Annotated in this window: 24 protein-coding genes; 7 read left to right on the top strand and 17 right to left on the bottom strand. The window is 65.2% G+C overall.

All coding sequences use genetic code 11. The features are described 5' to 3' along the window. The first annotated feature begins 7 nt into the window (after nucleotides 1-7). Nucleotides 8-1,495: an HWE histidine kinase domain-containing protein gene (locus ABIA42_RS04870; protein WP_370115177.1), complete on the top strand. Its 1,488-nt coding sequence runs from the start codon at nucleotides 8-10 to the stop codon at nucleotides 1,493-1,495. Here ABIA42_RS04870 and ABIA42_RS04865 read toward each other — a convergent pair. After that, nucleotides 1,492-1,713, bottom strand: a complete 222-nt coding sequence (locus ABIA42_RS04865) for a hypothetical protein (RefSeq protein ID WP_271530227.1) — start codon at nucleotides 1,711-1,713, stop codon at nucleotides 1,492-1,494. The two genes, ABIA42_RS04870 and ABIA42_RS04865, sit on opposite strands and share 4 nt — an antisense overlap. Nucleotides 1,714-1,853: 140 nt before the next feature. On the opposite strand from ABIA42_RS04865, the gene ABIA42_RS04860 reads away from it, so the two are divergent. Together ABIA42_RS04860 and ABIA42_RS04855 are read left to right on the top strand one after the other, a co-directional pair. Then, nucleotides 1,854-2,111, top strand: a complete 258-nt coding sequence (locus ABIA42_RS04860; protein WP_271530228.1) for a hypothetical protein — start codon at nucleotides 1,854-1,856, stop codon at nucleotides 2,109-2,111. 94 nt (nucleotides 2,112-2,205) lie between these two features. After that, nucleotides 2,206-2,448 (top strand): hypothetical protein, encoded by a 243-nt coding sequence (locus tag ABIA42_RS04855; protein ID WP_028176958.1) that lies wholly within the window; start codon nucleotides 2,206-2,208, stop codon nucleotides 2,446-2,448. A 117-nt stretch (nucleotides 2,449-2,565) separates the two neighbouring features. On the opposite strand, the gene ABIA42_RS04850 is transcribed toward ABIA42_RS04855, so the two are convergent. Then, nucleotides 2,566-2,787 (bottom strand): hypothetical protein, encoded by a 222-nt coding sequence (locus ABIA42_RS04850; RefSeq protein WP_271530229.1) that lies wholly within the window; start codon nucleotides 2,785-2,787, stop codon nucleotides 2,566-2,568. Nucleotides 2,788-2,902: 115 nt separating this feature from the next. On the opposite strand from ABIA42_RS04850, the gene ABIA42_RS04845 reads away from it, so the two are divergent. Both ABIA42_RS04845 and ABIA42_RS04840 read left to right on the top strand, forming a co-directional pair. Continuing rightward, complete coding sequence (locus ABIA42_RS04845) at nucleotides 2,903-3,097, top strand: DUF3072 domain-containing protein (protein ID WP_028176956.1); 195 nt, start codon at nucleotides 2,903-2,905, stop codon at nucleotides 3,095-3,097. Nucleotides 3,098-3,183: 86 nt separating this feature from the next. Then, nucleotides 3,184-3,477, top strand: coding sequence for a DUF6496 domain-containing protein (locus tag ABIA42_RS04840; protein WP_028176955.1), 294 nt, complete (start codon nucleotides 3,184-3,186; stop codon nucleotides 3,475-3,477). A 12-nt stretch (nucleotides 3,478-3,489) separates the two neighbouring features. Here ABIA42_RS04840 and ABIA42_RS04835 read toward each other — a convergent pair whose 3' ends face one another. Together ABIA42_RS04835 and ABIA42_RS04830 are read right to left on the bottom strand one after the other, a co-directional pair. Then, a complete protein-coding gene (locus tag ABIA42_RS04835) occupies nucleotides 3,490-3,852 on the bottom strand; it encodes a hypothetical protein (protein WP_271530230.1) in 363 nt (120 codons plus the stop codon). 266 nt (nucleotides 3,853-4,118) lie between these two features. Then, nucleotides 4,119-5,666 carry a Do family serine endopeptidase gene (locus tag ABIA42_RS04830; RefSeq protein WP_370115181.1) on the bottom strand — a complete coding sequence of 516 codons (1,548 nt, stop codon included), beginning with the start codon at nucleotides 5,664-5,666 and terminating at the stop codon, nucleotides 4,119-4,121. A 206-nt stretch (nucleotides 5,667-5,872) separates the two neighbouring features. Here ABIA42_RS04830 and ABIA42_RS04825 point away from each other — a divergent pair, with 206 nt between their 5' ends. After that, nucleotides 5,873-6,709: a universal stress protein gene (locus ABIA42_RS04825; protein WP_370115183.1), complete on the top strand. Its 837-nt coding sequence runs from the start codon at nucleotides 5,873-5,875 to the stop codon at nucleotides 6,707-6,709. A 20-nt stretch (nucleotides 6,710-6,729) separates the two neighbouring features. On the opposite strand, the gene ABIA42_RS04820 is transcribed toward ABIA42_RS04825, so the two are convergent. The 9 genes from ABIA42_RS04820 to ABIA42_RS04780 form a co-directional block, all read right to left on the bottom strand. Further along, nucleotides 6,730-6,942, bottom strand: coding sequence for a hypothetical protein (locus ABIA42_RS04820; protein WP_028176951.1), 213 nt, complete (start codon nucleotides 6,940-6,942; stop codon nucleotides 6,730-6,732). 166 nt (nucleotides 6,943-7,108) lie between these two features. After that, the gene (gene rpe, locus ABIA42_RS04815) at nucleotides 7,109-7,846 is read right to left on the bottom strand and encodes a ribulose-phosphate 3-epimerase (RefSeq protein ID WP_271530233.1); all 738 of its coding nucleotides are present in this window, start codon (nucleotides 7,844-7,846) and stop codon (nucleotides 7,109-7,111) included. Further along, on the bottom strand, nucleotides 7,843-8,775 hold the full coding sequence (gene cbbX, locus ABIA42_RS04810) for a CbbX protein (RefSeq protein ID WP_370115186.1): 933 nt from the start codon (nucleotides 8,773-8,775) through the stop codon (nucleotides 7,843-7,845). Before cbbX ends, rpe begins: the two co-directional genes overlap by 4 nt. A gap of 96 nt (nucleotides 8,776-8,871) precedes the next feature. Beyond that, on the bottom strand, nucleotides 8,872-9,279 hold the full coding sequence (locus ABIA42_RS04805) for a ribulose bisphosphate carboxylase small subunit (protein ID WP_271530235.1): 408 nt from the start codon (nucleotides 9,277-9,279) through the stop codon (nucleotides 8,872-8,874). Nucleotides 9,280-9,290: 11 nt separating this feature from the next. Continuing rightward, nucleotides 9,291-10,751 carry a form I ribulose bisphosphate carboxylase large subunit gene (locus ABIA42_RS04800; protein ID WP_370115188.1) on the bottom strand — a complete coding sequence of 487 codons (1,461 nt, stop codon included), beginning with the start codon at nucleotides 10,749-10,751 and terminating at the stop codon, nucleotides 9,291-9,293. Nucleotides 10,752-10,781: 30 nt separating this feature from the next. Then, nucleotides 10,782-11,867: a class II fructose-bisphosphate aldolase gene (fba, locus tag ABIA42_RS04795; RefSeq protein WP_370115190.1), complete on the bottom strand. Its 1,086-nt coding sequence runs from the start codon at nucleotides 11,865-11,867 to the stop codon at nucleotides 10,782-10,784. Nucleotides 11,868-11,879: 12 nt separating this feature from the next. Then, nucleotides 11,880-13,898 carry a transketolase gene (gene tkt, locus ABIA42_RS04790; protein WP_370115192.1) on the bottom strand — a complete coding sequence of 673 codons (2,019 nt, stop codon included), beginning with the start codon at nucleotides 13,896-13,898 and terminating at the stop codon, nucleotides 11,880-11,882. 16 nt (nucleotides 13,899-13,914) lie between these two features. Further along, nucleotides 13,915-14,790, bottom strand: coding sequence for a phosphoribulokinase (locus ABIA42_RS04785; RefSeq protein ID WP_271530240.1), 876 nt, complete (start codon nucleotides 14,788-14,790; stop codon nucleotides 13,915-13,917). Between the two features lie 12 nt (nucleotides 14,791-14,802). After that, the gene (locus tag ABIA42_RS04780) at nucleotides 14,803-15,840 is read right to left on the bottom strand and encodes a class 1 fructose-bisphosphatase (RefSeq protein ID WP_370115194.1); all 1,038 of its coding nucleotides are present in this window, start codon (nucleotides 15,838-15,840) and stop codon (nucleotides 14,803-14,805) included. A 121-nt stretch (nucleotides 15,841-15,961) separates the two neighbouring features. Between ABIA42_RS04780 and ABIA42_RS04775 the strand changes: the two genes are divergently transcribed. Beyond that, nucleotides 15,962-16,939: a LysR family transcriptional regulator gene (locus ABIA42_RS04775; RefSeq protein WP_271530242.1), complete on the top strand. Its 978-nt coding sequence runs from the start codon at nucleotides 15,962-15,964 to the stop codon at nucleotides 16,937-16,939. 242 nt (nucleotides 16,940-17,181) lie between these two features. Here the strand turns inward: ABIA42_RS04775 and ABIA42_RS04770 are convergent, their stop codons facing one another. The 4 genes from ABIA42_RS04770 to ABIA42_RS04755 all read right to left on the bottom strand — a co-directional run bounded on the left by ABIA42_RS04770 (nucleotide 17,182) and on the right by ABIA42_RS04755 (nucleotide 19,934). After that, nucleotides 17,182-17,379, bottom strand: coding sequence for a hypothetical protein (locus ABIA42_RS04770; RefSeq protein WP_271530243.1), 198 nt, complete (start codon nucleotides 17,377-17,379; stop codon nucleotides 17,182-17,184). 129 nt (nucleotides 17,380-17,508) lie between these two features. Continuing rightward, nucleotides 17,509-17,928: a DUF4118 domain-containing protein gene (locus ABIA42_RS04765; protein ID WP_271530244.1), complete on the bottom strand. Its 420-nt coding sequence runs from the start codon at nucleotides 17,926-17,928 to the stop codon at nucleotides 17,509-17,511. A 137-nt stretch (nucleotides 17,929-18,065) separates the two neighbouring features. Further along, nucleotides 18,066-19,259 carry an MFS transporter gene (locus ABIA42_RS04760; protein ID WP_370115197.1) on the bottom strand — a complete coding sequence of 398 codons (1,194 nt, stop codon included), beginning with the start codon at nucleotides 19,257-19,259 and terminating at the stop codon, nucleotides 18,066-18,068. A 57-nt stretch (nucleotides 19,260-19,316) separates the two neighbouring features. Further along, a complete protein-coding gene (locus tag ABIA42_RS04755) occupies nucleotides 19,317-19,934 on the bottom strand; it encodes a TetR/AcrR family transcriptional regulator (RefSeq protein WP_370115198.1) in 618 nt (205 codons plus the stop codon). Nucleotides 19,935-20,596: the final 662 nt, after the last annotated feature.

Raw genomic sequence — 20,596 nt, 5'->3', positions numbered from 1 at the left:
CCCGCATATGGACCAGGAAAAGGTCAACATCCTGCTCGTCGACGATCAGCCGGCCAAGCTGCTCGCCTATGAGGTGATCCTGAAGGATCTCGGCGAGAACCTCGTGATCGCCTCCTCGGGGCGAGAGGCGCTGGAGGTGCTGCTCAAGACCGAGATCGCGGTGATCCTGGTCGACGTCTGCATGCCCGAGCTCGACGGCTTCGAGCTCGCCGCGATGATCCGCGAGCATCCGCGTTTCCAGAAGACCGCCATGATCTTCATCTCGGCCATCCAGGTCAGCGACATCGACCGGTTGCGCGGCTATGAGATGGGCGCTGTCGACTACGTGCCGGTGCCGGTCGTGCCGGAGGTGCTGCGCGCCAAGATCAAGGTGTTTGCCGAGCTCTACCGCAAGACGCGCGAGCTCGAACGGCTGAACCACGAGCTCGAGGACCGCGTCCGCGCACGCACCGCGGAACTGGAGAGCTCCACCGCGAAGCTGCGCGAGAGCGAGCAGCGGCGCAGCATGGCGATCGCTGCCGGAAAGATGGGGTCCTGGGACTGGGACTGGGTCAGCGGCGATTGGATGTGGGACGAGGGGCAGTACCGCATCTTCGGCGTCAGCGCGGAGCGTTTCGAGGTCAATCCGGCCAACGTCCAGGCGCTTTTGCATCCCGATGACGTCGATCAGTTGCGCAAGGCGATCGCCGAATTCAACAAGGGCACGCGCGCCTATGAAACTGAGTTCCGCATTGTGCGGCCCGACGGCGAGGTGCGCTGGTGCGTCGGCACGGCGGCGGCGACGGTCGACCAGAGCGGGCGCGTGGTGCGCGTCAGCGGCGTCACCGTCGATATCACCGAACGCAAACGCGCCGAGGAGCGGCAGAATCTCCTGGCGCGGGAAGTCGATCATCGCGCCAAGAACGCGCTGGCGCTGGCGCAGTCGATCGTGCGCCTCACCCGGGCGGACGAGGTCAAGGACTACGTCAACGCCGTCGAGGGACGCATCAATGCACTGGCGCGCGTGCACACCATCCTGTCGCTGTCGAGCTGGCAGGGCGCCGAGCTCTCCAGGCTGATCGACGAGGAGCTTGCGCCCTATTCGCTCGGCGACCAGATCAGATTGTCGGGTCCCGAGGTTCAGTTGCTGCCGGCGACGGCCCAGACGCTGGCGCTCGCGCTGCACGAGCTCTTCACCAACTCGGCGAAGTATGGCGCGCTTTCGACTCGATCTGGGCGGCTCGCGATCGACTGGCAGGTCGAGGACGAGCTGCTCACGCTGAGCTGGGAGGAATCCGGCGGTCCGCTGGTCATGGCACCGAAATCTCGCGGCTTCGGTACGCGGAGCCTGCTTGCGAGCGTTGAGTCCCAGCTTGGCGGACAGGCGCAGTTCGATTGGCGCGCCGAGGGCCTGTTGTGCCGCCTGGAGGTGCCTCTGACGCGCAAGACGGCCACGGCCGGACCCGGCAAGTTCGACAGCGGCGGCTCCGCAGAATTGCAGCGCGCATCGGGTTAACCGGACGCCGCGCTCGTCATGTGCTGGGCCATCCGCGGTTCGCGCGGGACCCGCCCTTCCAGCCAGGCTTCCGTCCGTGCGAGATCGCGCAGGGCCCTGGCGTAGCGGCGCGCCGCGCTTCGTTCCGCTCCGCGCGGAAGCCTGCGGGCCTTGCGCAGAATGTCCGCAGCCGCGTTGCGATAGGCCAGCGAGCGGTAAAGAAAGACTACCTTACCCATATCCATGTTCCCGTTTTGATGGCGCTCATCCTCGCAAGCCCGGCATGAACGTCGGATGAAGCGGGCGATGACAATTATTTCAACCGAATGGAACCAGACAATCACGCGGGTGTTTGCATGCCAATTCGGGATGCACTCCCATGCGCACGAATAAGTCGTCTGAGCTGATCTCTGCCAGCGGACTTATCAAGCTGCTGACGCAGGCAATGATGGGCGCGGCCCTCGGCCTCACCTTCAGCCTCATGCTGGTTCTGTCCAATCCAGCCGTGGCCAACCTGCTCAATAACGGCGGAAGCCAGGCCATTCTGGTCTTCACTCTCACCTTGGTGACGACGTTCGCGATCGGTGCGACGCTCACTGGCGTCGTCTTCATCATTGACGAGGACAAGCAATCTTGAAGCGCGCGTGACCCGCAGGAGATGCTTTGTCGGGAACTCCTGCGGCGAAGAGCGGTTGGCTGCCTGCGTCAAATTAACTCAGGGAGTTTCCCGCATGAAGACGACCAAGCTCGCTCTCGCCGTAATGTTGGCAACCGGCCTTGCCGCCGCGCCGTTCGCCGTGCAGGCCAAGTCACACAAGGCCAAGCATGGATCCTCGATGTCATCGTCGCAGACCACCGGCGCCAACACCAAGTCCTCCAAGGGTGCTGATCCTTCCGGCCAAGGCGGCTCCGGCCCCGGCTCCGATCAGGGTGGCACCATGACGAACAAGGGCGGCATGACCAACACCAAATAGGCCACTCCCTGGAATCCATCGAGGGCTCCGCCCATTGCGGGGCCCTTTCTCTTGGTACTCGGGCGCAGTTTCAAATCCGATACGCGTCCGGATCCTCTTCCACCGCCCGCTCCCTGATCAGCGGGGCCCGCTCGCGCGCACGGGATTGCCGCCCGTCTTCGCGGGACGAAGGCGCACCCGGTCGCGGACGTCAGGCAGAACGTCGCTGCCACCAGCTGCCTTCCATTCGCCGATCAGGAGGTTGATTCTCCGGCGCAGATCCATCTGCGCCAGGGCCCTTTCCGTACAGTCGCGGTCGCGCTCGACGAGATCGCGCACCGACGCCTCGACGTCGGCCATTTCTAGCCTCAAGACTCTGATTTTACGTCGAATTTCATTAATTCTGTTGTCCATGGTTTATTAGAACAAAATAAGAACATATAGTCAAGTCACGATTTCAGAACGGAGAAAACAGATGCAGGTTCAGGGTAAATACGACGCCAGGGTTTTTCTTGGCGAGCAGATGACGCGGGCGCAGGGTCTCAGGCTGAAGCGGCTGAGCGAAGAGGCCTATCAGCCCGCCCAGTTTGCACGGGACCTGTCCTTCGGTGAGGCCGCACGGCGCATCCAGGCGCTGGAGGCGGAGATCGAGCTAGCGAACTCCTTCTAGGCTGCGTCGCGCGCCTGCACGTTGTGTACGCGCTGCCGGAACCATGGCTGAGCCGTGTGGTTCTCCTTCGCCAAGGGAGAACATGCATGGCACGTAAGGCAAAGAAACGTCGCTACTCACGCAGCTCCGGCAGCGATGTCGAAAGCGAGATGCGGCGCTACAAAAAGGGTACCGCGAAGAGCGGGCGCGGGGGACGCGGCGGCCGCGTGAAGAGCCGCAAGCAGGCAATCGCGATCGGACTGTCGAAGGCGCGCAAGAAGGGCAAGAAGGTCCCGAAGAAGGCATCGAAGCGGAAGAGTGCCAAGAAGACGTCGAGAAAATCGTCTAAGTCAAGCAAGTCGTCTAAGAAGTCGTCGAAGCGCAAATCCAGCAAGCGCTGACGCTGACCCGTCTCAGATCATGCTGCCCGGCATGAAGCAACGGATCGAAATCCCGAACGCCGTCTTCACCGGCCACACCATGGTGCGGCCGGCCCGGTTCGGCTCGGTGATGACGGCTTCGTCCGGCACCTCGATCCACTGCCCGTCCAGACGCACGCGGTAACGCCCGTTATGCGACTCCCAGTCGGGATCGGCGACGGCAAATCCGTCCGCATCCGAGCAGCACGGACCGAGCTGGCTGCGCAGACTGTCGAACCATGGTTTCAGGGGGGAGTTCGCGTAGCGGCCGTCGTCACGCCCGAGCGCGTTTCCGCCCCAGAGCACCAATGACGCTGTGAGCAGTGCACTCCTCCGCGAGAGCTTCAATCGAACCATGTCGGCACCGATCAAATGCGAACCGCCGGCAAGTTCCACAAAGCGGCGGCAAGTTCGAGTTCCACGACTGCAACCCACCTTGCGACTCCCTTGTCGCAGCGGTGCTGGAACTGTGATCAACGAACACGGCTTTTTCGGACGAACTGCTTCACCATTCCTGTGTTAACGAGAATGTTATCGATAACCCAACGGGAATTTCGAGGCGGAACAGGAAAGGCGGCCTGAGGGCCGCCTTTTTTGATCTGCGTCGCACGATACGCGCGACTCTACGCGAGCGGAACTGCGACGAATCTTGTCGCCTCCGCGCTTCTCACCTGCAACAGCACGCTGCGCTTGCCCGACGATTTGGCCTGCGCCAGCTCCGAACGGACGTCGCCGACATTGGCGACCGCCTTGCCGCCGACATTGAGGATGACGTCGCCGGTCTGAATGCCGCGTTGTGCCGCCGGCCCTTGCGGATCGACCTCGGTGACGACGACACCCTTCTGGCCCGCGCCCTGGACGTCACCTGCGGGCGCAAGGCTGAGGCCGAGGCGCGGCGTGCCGGCATTCGGCTGCCCTCTGCCCTCGTCGGCATTGCCATTTCCTTTGGCTTGCCGCTCGTTCGGCAACTCGCCGAGCGTCAGGGTCACCGTTTTGCTGTCGCCCTTGCGGAAGACATCGAGCTTCACGGATGTGCCCGGCGCCAAGGTGGCGATGGTGCGCGCGAGGTCGCGGGAGTCCTTGATCGTGGTGCCGTTGACGGCGGTGATGACGTCCCCCGCCTCAATGCCGGCCTTCGCCGCCGGGCTGCCATCCTGCGGATTGTCGACGATCGCCCCACGCGCCTCCTTGAGGCCGAGGCTGTCGGCAATATCCGATGTCACGGGCTGCACCTGCACGCCGAGCCAGCCTCGGGTGACCACGCCCTTGTCCTTCAATTGCGCGACGACGAGCTTGGCGGTCGAGGCGGGAATGTCGAAGCCGATACCGACCGAGCCGCCCGAGGGCGAGAAGATCGCAGTGTTCACGCCGATCACGTTACCGTTCATGTCGAAGGCCGGGCCGCCGGAATTGCCCTTGTTGATGGGCGCATCGATCTGGATGAAATCGTCATAGGGACCATTGCCGATATCCCGGCCGCTGGCCGACACGATGCCGGCGGTCACAGTGCCGCCAAGACCGAAGGGATTGCCGACCGCGACCACCCAGTCGCCGATGCGCGGCTTCTGGTCGGAGAATTTGACGAACGGAAAGTCCTTCTTGCCATCGACCTTGATCAGCGCGAGATCGGTCTTCGGATCGGTGCCGACGACTTTCGCAGTATAGGTCGTGCCATCATCCATCGTCACCTGGACGGACTCGGCGTGGTCGACGACGTGGTTGTTGGTCACGGCATAGCCGTCGGCGGAAATGAAGAAGCCGGAGCCTTCGCCCGTGATCATCTGATGGCGCTGGCGAGGCGTGCCGTTCATGCCGCCCGGGAAGCGGAAGCCGAACTGACGCGAGAACTGGTCGAACGGCGTATCCTCGTCCGAATCCATCCGGTTCTGCTGCAGCATCGCGGTCTTGTCGTTGTCCTGGTCGATCTTGACCCGCACCGAGATCACCGCGGGTTTAACCTTGCTGACTAGATCGCCGAAGCCCGGCGGCGTTGCGGCGGCTTCCGCAGCCTGAGCCCGCGCAATGAAGGAGTTCGTACCGAACGGCGCGGAGCCTGGCGCCATTGACAGGGCGGCCACGCCCAGCGCGGCCACGGTGCCGAGCAGCGCAAGCCGGCGCGGCCTCAAGATCTTGCGGGACGTGGTGGTGTCGGAATTGACGCGATCGTTCATGTCGAAATATCCATGTTGAGCTGGTGTCGCCTTGCCCTCAACATGGTCGCTGCCACCTTACGGCGTCCCGTCCATTCGATTAAATCTCGGCAAAGAACGGGAGGGCGGACACAGCAGGCAGATCGTCGCCGCCCATTTGATGCAGCTCAACACGGGCGCTTCGCGCAGTGAAAAACTGCGTTCATGAGGTCCACCGGAGGCGCGCCATGTACAAAGACATTCTCGTCCACATTCCCACCGAACGTCCCATGCGGTCTGCGATCGAGGGCTCGATCTCGCTCGCGTCGTACCTCAACGCCCATCTCGACGCGGTCGCGGTCGGCTATGTCGCAACCAGCGCAGCTTACGTGATGGAGGGCGGCGCGGCGGTCGCGGCCGTGTTCGAACTGGAGCGCGAGCGGGCCGTGGAGCGGGCCGAGGCCGCGCTCGCGGTGTTCAGGAGCGAAGCGGCGAACGCCGGCATCTCCTACACTTGCCATGCGCTCGGCGCGATCCCGGCGGATGCAGCCGTCTCGCTCGGCGAGATGGCGCGACTGCACGACCTCAGCATCGTGGTCCAGCCGGATCCGACTCAGGGCGCGTTTGACAACGACGTGCCGGGCGAGATCCTGTTTCAGGCGGGCGGCCCGGTGCTGTTCCTGCCCTACACCTTCCGTGGAGCCTTCAAGGCGAACCGGATCGGCATCTGCTGGGACGGCAGCCGCCTCGCTGCCCGCGCCGTGCGCGACGCAGCGACGTTCCTGGCGCGCGCCGCAGAGATCGTGATCATCACCATCAACGAGGCCGAGGCCGTCTCCGGCGAGGCTTCAGCGAGCAGTCTGGCAAAACATCTCGGCCGGCGCGGACTGCCGACCCGCACGGTCAGCCTGTCGGCGGCGCGCGCCGACATTCAGCCGACCATCCTGTCGCTGGCGGCCGACGAAAGCCTCGATCTCCTGGTGATGGGCGGCTACGGCCATTCGCGGTTGCAGGAGCGCGTTCTCGGCGGCGTCACCCGTGCCATGCTGGAGGCCATGACAGTGCCGACGCTGATGTCGCATTGAGTCGAGCCGGCTTGGCGCCATTACGCCGCGACGGGAGCTTCCCATGGCGGGGGCGCGGTAGCGTCCCCGTCGCGTTGCACATTGCACGCGTCGAAATGCGCCTTGAGTTCGACTTCGGCGAGGTGTTCGAAATGTTCTGCCTGGCCAAGGAGTTCCCAGGTCTGGAGCGGCCGGTAGGCCGCCTGCTGACGACAGAGGGACGCCAGCGCCCGGTAGCGACGTACGTTCTCCATGAGACCCTCCCTCGCATCTGCCGAGGTTATCGCCTTAATTTACGTCAGGCCGATGGCGATTGTGCAAAAGATTCGCTGCGCCCACCCTCGCTCGGCTCGTTCCTGGGAAATGCGTACTCGGGTCAAAGTTCCAAATGGCGCCAAGGAACGCTCGGCCTCCTGTAGTCTACCGGTTACGGCCTCCATCACTGACGCGCATCCGCTGCGCAGAACTGTTTTGCAGGTGGGGAACTCGGCCGGCCTCGGCGGCGGCACGAATGGCCGCAATATTGGCGGCATATTCAGCCGCGCCCCTGCCGCGAAACACGGCGGAACCCGCGACGAGCGTATCGGCGCCTGCTGCGGCCACGGCAGCGGCATTGTCGCGCGTGACGCCGCCATCGACTTCGAGACGGATCGGCCGCTCGCCGATCATGGTCCTGATCCGCTCGATCTTCTCGATCTGCGACCCGATGAAAGATTGGCCGCCAAAGCCCGGATTGACCGTCATCACCAGCACGAGATCGATGCGGTCGAGCACGTATTCGATCGTCGCCTCCGGCGTCGACGGACAAAGGCTGACGCCAGCCTTCCTCCCGAGCGAGCGGATCGCCTGGAGCGAGCGGTCGAGATGCGGGCCGGCTTCGGCGTGCACCGTGATGAGGTCCGCTCCGGCTTTCGCGAACGCCTCGAGATAGGCATCGGTCGGCGCGATCATCAAATGCACGTCGAAGACCTTGTTCGTCAACGGCCGGATCGCCTTGATGACGTCAGCCCCGAAACTGATGTTCGGCACAAAATGCCCGTCCATGACGTCGCAATGGATCCAGTCGGCCCCGGCCGCATCGATCGCCGCGACCTCCTCGCCGAGACGGGCGAAATCCGCGGCCAGGATTGATGGGGCGATGAGGATGTCTCCGCTCATGGCTTTGCACTCCGCGCGTCGGCGCCGCCGCTGAAGACGCGGCTCGCAAGGACGTCCGCGGGATCAATGGTTTCGAGGTCGGCGACATCGAGCATGCGGTCGAGATCGGACACCAGGCGATCGGCCTGCCGCAGACGAATGCGGTCGACGGCGTTGCGAATCGAGCGGGCGTTGGAGAAAAACGGCTGGGCCCGGCGAAGTTCAATGTATTTCTCGAAAGCCTCGCGCGCGGCCGCCGAGAAGCGATAGCCGCGCTCCTTCAGCATCAACTCAGCGATCACGAGCAGCTCGGCTTCCGCATAGTCAGGAAATTCGACGTGGTGCGCGATGCGCGAGCGGAAGCCGGGATTGGAGGCGAAGAAGCTCGTCATCCGCTCGCCATAGCCGGCAAGGATCACGACGAGGTCTTCGCGCTGGTTCTCCATCACCTGAAGCAGGATCTCGATCGATTCCTGGCCATAGTCGCGCTCGTTGTCGGGACGATGCAGGTAATAGGCCTCGTCGATGAACAACACGCCGCCCATCGCCTTCTTCAGGATCTCCTTGGTCTTCGGCGCGGTATGGCCGATATACTGGCCGACGAGGTCGTCGCGCGTCACCGAAATCACCTGCCCGCGCCGCACGAAGCCGAGGCCGTGCAGGATCTTGGCCATGCGCAGCGCCACCGTGGTCTTGCCGGTGCCGGGATTGCCCGTGAACGACATGTGCAGCGTCGGCGGCGCGGAGGCCAGTCCGGCCCGCTGCCGGATACGTTCGACCAGCAGCAGCGAGGCGATCTGGCGCACGCGGTCCTTCACCGGCTTGAGCCCGATCAGCTCCTGATCGAGCTGTTGCAGCGTATCGGTGATCCCGGCCGCTTCGGCCTCCTTGCGGAGATCGAAACGAGTCTCGTTCTGTTCGGTCGTCGTTGCATGGGGAACATCGAGCATCGGCACCTCGAAGAAAAGAGCTTCGCCGCTGGGAGCGGCGAAGCAGTGGTCCGCCAAGGATGCGGAGCAGGGAGAGCTCCGCGCGGAGGAGAACGGCTATTGAGAGGCGTGGGCCGGGGGCTTTCGCACGGTGGTGTAGCGGATCGCGCGCCCGGCCACTTCCTGCCGCACCAGCTCGAACTCCGCCTCGTGCTTCGGCCGGTTGACGAGGAAAGAGATGCGCACCGATTCCCAGCCGTGGCTGGAATCGAAGCCACTGATGCGGATGTAGCGGTCGCCGTACACCCTGCGGCACTCGGCGAGCTCCATCATCACGCCGGCGGCGTCCTGCAGATCGAACATCGGCAGACCCCACATCTCCCAATAGGTATTGCGAGGATGCGGATCGTCGGTGAACTCGATGTTCACCGCCCAGCCGTTGGCAAGGCAATACTGCACCTGGCTGGTGATCTGCTCGTCAGTCAGATCGGGCAGGAACGAGAAGCAGCCCTGAGTTAGTTTCATCTCAAATCTCCTCAGACGGTTTCCAGCGCCGTCGGCACGAAGTCCGGCGTGTCGGTGGATTGATAGTTGAAGGTGACGTCCTTCCAGACCTCGAGCGCGGCCTTCAGCGGCGTGCAGGTCTGGGCCGCCCTGGCGAGGATCTCCGGCCCATCGTGGACGTAGTCGCGGCCCTCATTGCGGGCGAGGATCATCGCTTCCAGCGCCACGCGATTGGCGGTCGCGCCGGCCGCAATGCCCATGGGATGGCCGATGGTGCCGCCGCCGAACTGCAGCACGACATCCTCACCTAGCAGATCCAGCAATTGGTGCATCTGGCCGGCGTGGATGCCGCCGGAGGCGACCGGCATCATCTTGTTGAGGCTCGCCCAGGACTGGTCGAAGAACAGGCCGTGCTCGAGCTTGGTCGGGTTGAAGTCCTCGCGGCAGACATCGTAGTAGCCGCGCGTGGTGTTGGGATCGCCTTCGAGCTTGCCGACCACCGTGCCGGCATGGATGTGGTCGACACCGGCGAGCCGCATCCATTTGGCGATGACGCGGAACGACACGCCATGGCTCTTCTGCCGCGTATAGGTCGAGTGACCGGCGCGATGCAGATGCAGGATCATGTCGTTGCGCCGCGCCCATTTGGACATCGACTGGATCGCGGTGTAGCCGATCACGAGGTCGATCATGACGATGCACGACCCGAGTTCCTTCGCGAACTCCGCGCGCTCGTACATGTCCTCCATCGTTCCCGCGGTGATGTTCAGGTACGTGCCCTTCACCTCGCCGGAGGCGGCCTGCGCCCGGTTCACCGCCTCCATGCAGTAGAGGAAGCGGTCGCGCCAGTGCATGAAGGGCTGCGAGTTGATGTTCTCGTCGTCCTTGGTGAAGTCGAGCCCGCCCTTCAGCGCCTCGTAGACCACGCGGCCATAGTTGCGTCCGGATAGACCGAGCTTCGGCTTCACCGTTGCGCCCAGCAGCGGCCGGCCGAACTTGTCGAGGCGTTCGCGCTCGACCACGATGCCGGTCGCCGGCCCCTGGAACGTCTTCACATAGGCGACGGGGAAGCGCATGTCCTCCAGGCGCAGCGCCTTGAGCGGCTTGAAGCCGAACACATTGCCGATGATCGAGGCCGACAGGTTTGCGATCGAGCCCGGCTCGAACAGGTCGAGGTCATAGGCGATATAAGCGAAATACGAGCCGGGCGAGCCCGGGACCGGATCGACGCGATAGCACTTGGCGCGATATTTCTCCGCAGCGGTCAGGCGATCGGTCCACACAACGGTCCAGGTCGCGGTCGAGGATTCGCCGGCCACCGCAGCCGAAGCCTCGATCGGATCCACGCCCTCCTGTGGAGTCACGCGGAACAGTGCGATGACGTCGGTGTCTTTCGGCGTGTACTCGGGCTCCCAATAGCCCATGCGCGCGTATTCCATCGTGCCCGATCGATAGCGCTCTTTGCCGCGGACGGTTCCTGCATGTGCATTCATGGCTCTCTCCTGCTCTTCTCTCTGAATTGATTAGGCCGCAACCGGCTCACGCGTGCCAATGCGCGGATCGAGCTCACCGGCGCGATAGCGCCGCGCCATCTCGCTCATCGGAATCACCTTGATCTTGCTGGCATGACCCGCGGTGCCGAACTGCTCGAAGCGGTCGCGGCAGAGCTCGCGCATCGCATCCATCGCGGGCTTGAGGAACTTGCGCGGATCGAACTCGGAGCGCGTTTGCGCGGCCACCTTCCGGAACACCGCGGTCATCGCCAACCGGCAATCCGTGTCGATATTGACCTTGCGCACGCCGCTCCTGATGCCGCGGACGATCTCGTCCACCGGCACGCCCCAGGTCTGCGGCATCTCGCCGCCGAACTGGTTGAACATGTCCTGGAGCGACTGCGGCACCGAGGACGAGCCGTGCATGACCAGATGGGTGTTTGGCAGCCGGCGGTGGATCTCCTCGACCACCCGCATCGCCAGGATATCGCCATCCGGCTTGCGGCTGAACTTGTAGGCGCCGTGCGAGGTGCCCATCGCGATCGCGAGCGCATCGACCTGGGTGGCGCGAACGAAATCGACGGCCTGGTCGGGATCGGTCAGGAGCTGATCGTGACTGACCTTGCCCTCGACGCCATGGCCATCTTCCTGCTCGCCGCCGCCATGCTCGAGCGAGCCGAGCACGCCGAGTTCGCCTTCGACGGAAGCGCCGACCCAATGCGCGAGATCGACGACCCTGCGGGTGATCGCGACATTGTAGTCGTAGTCCGCCGCGGTCTTGGCATCGGCCTTGAGAGAGCCGTCCATCATCACCGAGGTGAAGCCATGGGCGATGGCCGAGGCGCAGGTCGCCTCGTCATTGCCGTGGTCCTGATGCATGCAGAGCGGGATGTCCGGATAGGTCCGCTCCAGCGCGTCGATCATGTGCGAGAGCATGAGATCGCCGGCATAGCTGCGCGCGCCGCGCGAGGCCTGGATGATGACGGGCGCGTTGACCTCAGCCGCCGCCTGCATGATCGCGATGCCTTGCTCCATGTTGTTGATGTTGAACGCCGGCACGGCATAGCCGTGGCTGGCGGCATGATCGAGCAGCTGGCGAAGTGTGATACGGGCCACGGGACGTCCTCCTTATTGTCTCTTGCGGGCGATCGCCCGGCGGGCCGCTTCCGCAATGCTTTGCGGCGTGATGCCGAACTCGCGGTACAGCACCGGCGCGGGCGCCGAGGCGCCGAAGCCGCGCATGCCGACGAACTCGCCGTCGGCGCCGATCCAGCGTGGCCAGTCGCCCAGCACCGCCGCCTCGATGCCGACGCGCGGCGCGGTGCCGAGCACGGAGGCGCGGTAGTCTTCCGGCTGCTCCTCGAACAGCGCGAAGCAGGGTGCGGAGACGACGGCCGCCCGGATGTGCTCGGTCGCGAGCAGGCGGGCAGCTTCCAGCGCGATCGAGACTTCCGAGCCGGTTGCCATCAATGTCACGTCGCGGCCGCCGTCCGGGGAGACAACGAGGTAGGCACCGCGCGCCACGCGGTTCTTGCCGCGCGCATCGCTGCGGAAGGTCGGCAAGGCCTGCCGCGACAGGCACAACACGGACGGACGATGCTCCGCCGAAAGCGCGCAGTCCCAGGCCTCCAGCGTCTCCACGGCATCAGCCGGCCGGAACACGAGCAAGTTGGGAATGACGCGCAGCGCCGCGAGATGCTCGACCGGCTGGTGCGTCGGGCCATCCTCTCCGAGTCCGATGGAGTCGTGCGTCATCACATGGATCACGCGCAGCCGCATCAAGGCCGCAAGTCGGATCGCCGGCCGGCTGTAGTCGGAGAACGCGAGGAACGTGCCGCCGTACGGGATGAAGCCGCCATGCAGCGCGAGGCCGTTCATCGCAGCCGCCATGCCGTGCTCGCGAATACCGTAGTGGATGTAATCGCCGGTGAACGCACCGCTCTTGACCGGAGTCTGCGCCTTGGCATGCGTCAGGTTCGAATGTGTCAGGTCCGCCGAGCCGCCGACAAGGCCGGGAATCGTTCCGGCGATACCGTCGAGCACCTGTTGCGAGGCCTGCCGCGTCGCGAGCTTTGGGCGCTCACCGGCAAAGCGCTCGCGCAATTTCGCCGCGGCCAGCGCATAGGCGGCGGGCAGAGCCACGGCCTTGCCCTCGACGAACAGATCGCGCTGCTCGGGCGTTGCAGCTTCGTAGCGATCGAGCCAGGCGAGACGGTCGAGCTGTCCGCGCTGCCCGATCATCCGCCAGGCCTTCTGAATCGGGATCGGCACGACGAAGGGCTGATAGTCCCAACCAAGCGCCCGCCGCGCCGCCGCCGTCTGGTCGGTGCCGAGCGGCGCGCCATGCGCCTTCTCGGTGCCCTGCCGGTCCGGCGCGCCATAGCCGATGATGGTGCGGCAGGCGATCAGCGAGGGCTTCGTCGTTTCACGCTCTTCCGCAATCGCCTGTGCGATGGCTTCGGGATCGTGGCCGTCGATGCGGCGCACCGACCAGCCGGAGGCGGCAAAGCGCGCGAGCTGGTCGTCGGAGGTGGCAAGGGAGGTCGGGCCGTCGATGGAGATGCCGTTGTCGTCGAACAGCACGATCAGCCGGCCGAGCCCGAGATGGCCGGCAAGCGAGATCGCCTCCTGGCTGATGCCTTCCATCAGGCAGCCATCGCCAGCGACGACATAGGTGAAATGATCGACAAGGCCGTCGCCATGCCGCGCATTGGCGATGCGCTCGGCGAGCGCCATGCCGACGGCGGTCGCGATGCCCTGTCCCAACGGTCCCGTCGTGGTCTCGACACCAGGCGTATGGCCATATTCGGGATGGCCCGGCGTCTTCGAGCCCCACTGCCTGAAGGCCTTGATGTCGTCGAGGCTGACATCGCCGCCGGTCAGATGCAGCAGCGCATAAAGCAGCATCGAACCGTGGCCCGCCGACAGCACGAAGCGATCGCGGTCGGGCCAGTTCGGATGCGCCGAGTCGAATTTCAGAAAGCGCGAGAACAGCACGGTCGCGACATCGGCCATGCCCATGGGCAGCCCGAGATGGCCGGACTGCGAGGTCTCGATGGCGTCCACCGCGAGGAAGCGGACAGCGTTGGCGAGATCGTGGTGCGTGACCGCCGTGAGGTCGGCTTCGGCGTGGACGGAGATGTTCATCGGATTCTCTCCTCGTTCACTTCAGGTTTCGCTTGCGCTCGATCAGCTGCATGATCAGCGGCGTCAGGATCAACTGCATCGCGAGGTCGAGCTTCGCGCCCGGACACACGATCGAGTTCGCGCGGGACATCCAGCTTTGCGGCAGCATCGAGAGCAGATAGGGGAAGTCGATGCCGCGCGGGTTCTTGAAGCGGATCACGACCATCGATTCGTCCGGCGTCGGAATCCAGCGCGCGACGAACGGGTTGGAGGTGTCCACCGTCGGCACGCGCTGGAAGTTGATGTCGGTCTCGGTGAACTGCGGGCAGATGTAGTGGATGTAGTCCGGCATCCGCCGCAGAATGGTGTCGGTGACCGCCTCGGTGGAATAGCCCCGCGCGCTGCGGTCGCGGTGCAGCTTCTGGATCCATTCGAGATTGATCACGGGCACGACGCCGATCTTGAGATCCGCATAGCGCGCGACATTCACCTTGTCCGTGACCACGGCGCCGTGCAGGCCCTCGTAGAACAGCAGATCCGAATTCTCCGGCAGCCGCTTCCAGTCGGTGAAGGTGCCGGGTGCTGCGCCGTGCAGCGCCGATTCCTCGGCGTCGTGCACATAGTGCCGCGTCACCGCGGTGCCGGTCTCGCCGTAATCGCGGAACGCTCGCTCCAGCTCCTCGAACAAATTGGTCTCGGGGCTGAAATGGCTGAAATGCTTGTTGCCGCGCTCGGCCTCCTTGGCCATTTGCGCGCGCATCTCGGCGCGGTCGTAGCGATGGAAGGCGTCGCCCTCGATATAGGCGGCGTTGACCTTCTCGCGGAAGAATATCTGCTCGAAGGTCTTCTTGACCGAGGTGGTGCCGGCGCCGGAGGAGCCGGTGATGGAGATGATCGGGTGCTTCCTGGACATGGCGCGCCTCGCTCAGAGCCGGAAGAAGCCGCGCCGCGCGAACAGCGGTGCGGAGACGCTGGCAACCAGCAGCGGATCGCAATGCAGCTCCTCGACGCGCCGGACCTCGTTGCTCGAGCCCATGATCAGCGGGACGCGCTGGTGCAGGCTCTGCGCAGACAATTCGAGGATGCGCTCGCGCCCGGTCGAGGCCGAGCCGCCGGCCTGCTCGATGATCATTGCCATCGGATGCGCCTCATAGGTGAGGCGCAGGCGGCCGTCGCCGTAGCCGGGCCGCGCGTCCGGGGGATAGAGGAACACGCCGCCGCGGGTGAGGATGCGATAGGCCTCCGCGACGAGCGAGCCGATCCAGCGCATGTTGAAATCGTGATTGGCGGGCCCTTCGACACCGGCGAGGCACTCGTCGACGAAGGCACGCACCGGCGGATCCCAGTGCCGGCGGTTCGACGCGTTGATCGCGAACTCGTCGCAGGCCTCGGGAATCTGCACGCCGCTGCGCGCGAGGCGGAAGCAGCCGGATTTGCGGTCGAGCGTGAAGATGTCGACGCCGTCGCCGAGCGTCAGCACCAGCGCGGTCTGCGGACCGTAAGTGACGAAGCCGGCAGCGAGCTGCGCCGAGCCGCGCTGACGGAAGGCGAGCGAGAGATCGTCGGGTGCGGGCAGGATCGAGAAGATCGTGCCGACGGTCATGTTGATGTCGATGTTGGAGGAGCCGTCGAGCGGATCGATCGCGATGCAGATGCGCCCCTGACGGTCGACGATCTGGGCCTCGCGCATCTCCTCCGACGCCAGCGCCGCGATCGGCAGCCGGCTGAGGCAACGGCGCAGGATCGCATCGGCCTGGACGTCGAGATCGCGCTGGAGATCGCCGTCGCTGTTGCGGCCCGTGGTCAGGCCCGAAGCGTCGGCGAGATCGCCCGAGGCGATGAGATCGGCGATCTCGATCGCCGCTGCCGCGATGGCATCCACCGCGCCCGCCACCGCCAGCGCGTGGGGTGCGGTCTCGGAATACCGTTGAAGGTGGTCGTCCAGCCTGAGTTGCCCGGTCATCTGCGTCCATCCCCTCTGTCGGCGCCGCATCCAGTTTCCTCCCCCGCTGGAGGTCGGTGCGATCAGTCCCGGCATCAGGAGATTGACAGGGGCGACTTAATAAGGAAAATTTCTATTTATAATGAGCCTCAAAGAATTTTCTTATAATGGTCCCGGCCATGCGGCGGCCCAGCTCCGGCATCTAACGATCCGGCAGCTGCGCTCGCTCGCGGCGCTTTCGGCCAAGGGCAGCGTGACGGCGGCATCCAGCCATCTCGGGCTGACCCAGCCGGCCGTGACCCAGCAGCTCCGGCAGCTGCAGGACCTCGCCGGCCTGCCGCTGGTGCAGCGGACCGGCGACGGCATGCTGCTGACGGAAGCGGGCAAGGAGGTGCTGGCGCTGGCCGAGCGGGTCGAGGCCGCCATCACGGATTGCCAGGGCGCGCTCGACCTGCTCGCGGGGCGGACCGGCGGCACGGTGAAGCTCGGCGCGGTCTCGACCGCGAAATATTTCGTGCCGCATGCGATCGCGGCGTTCTCCAAGCGCTACCCCAAGATCGAGATCAAGCTGACCATCGGCAATCGCGAGGAGATCCGCGGAGCCATGCACGGCTACGACCTCGACTTCGCGGTGATGGGTCGGCCACCGGCCGACGTCACCGTCGACGTCCGCCAGCTCGGGCGCAATCCGCACATCATCGTCGCGCGCAAGGGCCACTGGCTGGAGAAGGATTCCGGCCTCAACCTCACTGACCTCGTGCACGAGACCTTCCTCACCCGTGAGCCCGGCTCGGGCACGCGGACGCTGATGGAGGGCTTGTTCCAGAAGTCGGATCTCGAGCCGATCATCGGCATGGAGATGAGCAGCAACGAGACCATCAAGCAGGCGGTCATCGCCGGGCTCGGCATCGCCTTCATCTCGGCCCACACCGTGGCGCATGAGCTCGCCGAGGGCCGGCTCGTCGTGCTCGACGTCGCGGGCCTGCCGATCGTCCGGCAATGGTACGTGATCCGCCGCAGCGACAAGGTGCTGCTGCCGCCCGCGCAGGCGATGTTCGATTTTCTGGGCTCGGAAGGATCGAATTATCTGCCGGACATGCCCGAGCTCGGCGGGCGATAGAAGGCCGGCGCTCAGCTCATCAGCTTCATGGCGACGGTCGCCGCCAGCACCACGATGATCTGGAGCAGACGCTCGGTCGTGAAGATGCGGTTGAAGGTGGTCATCGCTTGCCCGGGCCGACGTGAAGGAGATCTCGATCGGCCCGTTGCTAGCACAGAAGGGGACGGAGACAACTCCGTACTTGCCCCGTGGCTGGTGGCGGCTTCGGCAGGCCGGTTCGCGCCCGCGCCGATGGCCGGCGATCAGGCCGCGAGCGGGGCGGCGTGGTCCGTGCGCGTCGCGAAATAGGCTTCCAGCTCCGACAGCGCCCGCGCTTCCCAATCCCTCGCCTGCTCCAGCAGCGACCAGCTCTGGCCCGGGCGGAATGCGGCGGTCTGGCGATAGAGCGATGCGATGCCGCGGTAGCGGCGCACGTTCTCCAGGATGGCGTGACCATTCATGTCCGAAAACTCCCTCGTCATTCCCGCGGGAGAAACTGCGGCCAAATCTTTTTCGAAAAGTTAGCGGCGCGCGGCAAGTTCGCGGATGGTTGCCGGACTGTTGCACGTCCGCAACGCGCGCGGTGGGGTTTATTGCGAATTCGTTGCCGCGCTCTTGCCGGAAGGCTTCAGCCCGCCGCTTCTGATGATCGTCACCGTCTTGCGGCAGAGATCGGCAAGGCCGATCAGGAGTATGGCCAGCAAGCAGAACAGGTTGATGGAATCGGCGCTTGCACTGGTCAGCGCATTGAACGCGAAGAAAGGCGGAATGAACGCCCACCACACCAGCGGAATGGTGAGCAGCGCGGCGAATGCCGCCGCCGGCGCGCCCGCCACGAACGCAAGCACGAACAGGCCGGGCAGGAACGCCGCGAAATAGAGCTTTGCGCCGAGCGCGACGCAGATGCCCTGAAGCACGGCCGACATTGCGATGACGGCCAGCCCGAGCAGAAACGCCTGCCACGACCATGGACGTACCCACGTTACGCCAAACAGCCCCGCACGCCTCATCAGCGTCCCCCCGCCGCCCGTTAACCAGGTGCGTTTGCAACCAATTTACTACAGCGGCGTCGGGGCCGCGAGACGGAAATTGCGTCCTCGCGGGGCTGGCGAACAGGCCGCATCGCACAGTTCGGCCATACCGGCAACTACTCGGTGGCCGCATAGAGCAGGCCGGCGACGGGCAGGGCAAGGCCAATGGCCGATGCGAGCGCCCAGCCGCCTTGCGCGAAGGCGAAGGCTCCGACCGCGGAGCCGGCCGCGCCGGCTGCGAAGAACGTCGCCATGTAGAGGCCGTTGAGGCGGCTGCGGTGCTCGTGCCCGAGCGCGAAGATGGCGCGGAAGCCGAGCACGACGTTGCCCTGGACGCCGATATCGATGGCGATCGCGGCCACCACCAGACAGGCGAGGTTCAGCATCGAGCCGGGCGCGCCGACATAGGTCACGAGGAAGCCGCCGGCCGCGAGCAGCATCGCGACCAGCGTCGCGATGCGGCTATGGCCGTGATCGGCGAGGCGTCCGGCGATCGGTGCGGCGAACACGCCGGCGACGCCGGCCAGCGCAAACAGCGCGATGCCGCGCTGGGAGAAGCCGAACTCGCCGGCGAGTTGGAGCGGCGCCACCGTCCAGAACAGGGTGAAGGCGCCGAACAGGCTCGCCTGATAGAGCGCGCGGCGCCGCAGCAGCGGCGTGGCCCGCACCAGATGCGGCATCGACAGCAACAATTCGCCGTAGTGCATCCGCGTCACCGGCTTGCGCTTCGGCAGCGTCATCGAGAGCACGGCTGCGAGCACGATCATCAGCGCGGCGGAGCAGAAGAACACCGCGTGCCACGACAGGGCCGCGGTGACGAAGCTTGACACCGGACGCGCCAGCATGATGCCGAGCATCAGGCCGGTCGAGACGTTGCCGACGACGCGGCCGCGGATGGCTGCTGGCGCCAGGTGCGCCGCGTAGGGAATGATGATCTGCACGGCCACCGAGCCGAGGCCGATGAACAGCGCGGCGGTCAGGAACGGCAGCGCATGGGTGGCGAACGCGGCGGCGAGCAGCGCCGCGGCGCCGAGCGTGATCACCGAGCAGATCAGGGCGCGGTTCTCGACGAGATCGCCGAGCGGCACGATCAGCAGCAGCCCGGCGCCGTAGCCGATCTGCGTCATGGTGACGATCAGTCCCGCCGCGGCATGCGACAGGCCGAGCGCGGCGCTGATCGGAGCGATCAGCGGCTGCGCATAGTAGATGTTGGCGGCGACCATGCCACAGGCCGCGGCGAGCACGAAGGTCAGGCGCTGCGACACCGCATCCGGCCCGGGCGCGGTCTCGATCGTGGCATTCATCGTCATTCGCATAGTCTCCAAAGATATATATAGGGAATGACCATTCCCTATTATGACAAAAATTCAGGCGAGCAGCTTCATCGCGACGCCGACGAGGCGCTCCCCGTCCAGCGGCAGGCGCGCCTTGCCGACGACGCGCATCCCCTGCGTGATGCAGATCATCAGCCGCGCGGTGTCGTCGGCTGCGACATGGCGGGGGATCGAGCCGTCGGCCTGCCCCGCGCGGATGAGACCGGCGATGAAGTTTTCGTTGGTCGCAAGCTGCGCGCTGACGCGGGCCGCGACCATCGCGTCGTGCGCGGACAGCTCGACGGCGCTGCCGACCACGAGGCAGCCGCGCCGTCCCTCGATTCCCTGGGAGTGCTCGACATAGGACAGCAGCACGTTGCGGATCTGCTCGCGGCCGTTTGCGCCCCGTGCCGCCGCGCTGCGGGTCTGCTCCTGGCGCAGCGCCGTGTAGCGCTCGAAGGCGGCGAGAAACACCGCATGCTTGTCGCGAAACGCCTTGTACACGCTGCCGGTGGCGAGCCGCATCGCCGTGGTGAGGTCGCCGATCGAGGTGGCATGGTAGCCCCGCTCGCGAAACACGCGCACGGCGCGGTCGAGCGCGGTGTCCATGTCGAATTCCCGGGGACGGCCGGGACGACGGGCAGACTGAGATCGGCGGGCAGTCTTTTGCATCGCGGCATAATAGGAAATGATTGTTCCCGAATAAAGACACGTGGTTGTGAGCGGGTTGAGGAGGAGGATTCGACGGTTCTGAAGACGCGGCTCTCACTCGTGTCCCGGACAAGCTGCAACGCGTAAGCGTTGCGGCGCAGAGCCGGGACCCAGGGCGACACGGTACGACAACAACGATATGGGCCCCGGCTCTGCAGCGCACCGTCGAAGGGACGCTGCGCTGCGTCCGGGGCACGAGAATGGAGTTTGGCGCACGCTCTCTCCTCCTGGTCGTTGCGAGGAGCTCTTGCGACGAAGCAATCCAAACTGTCGCTGTGGAAAGATTCTGGTTTGCTTCCGCCTTCGCCGAAGGCTTCGGCGGACAAGTCGCTGCGCTCGCAATGATGGAGGATGAGGCGGCGATGCCGCTCTTCCAACACGCATTTTGAATCGCAGACACGCCCTCGCATCCTCGCGGCTGAATTCGCCCGAGGCTTTGCTTCGTCGCTCACCCTCTTGAGCCGAGAGGGCGCAGGGAAGACCGGGTGCCGGCCGGCACCCGCGGTCCGCTGCGCGAAATGCACACGCAGGAAGAACCGCACAGCAGCATACAGGTGTAGCCAATCACTCGGCCTTCCCTGCGCGATGGTCGGACGGCTTATGCCGTGCTCTCCCGGGAGCCG

This window comes from Bradyrhizobium sp. USDA 327 (assembly GCF_041262065.1).
GTDB classification, from domain to species: Bacteria; Pseudomonadota; Alphaproteobacteria; order Rhizobiales; family Xanthobacteraceae; genus Bradyrhizobium; species Bradyrhizobium liaoningense.
The sequence above is the reverse complement of the archived record's forward strand: the minus strand, read 5'-3'. Positions and strand labels throughout refer to the sequence as shown.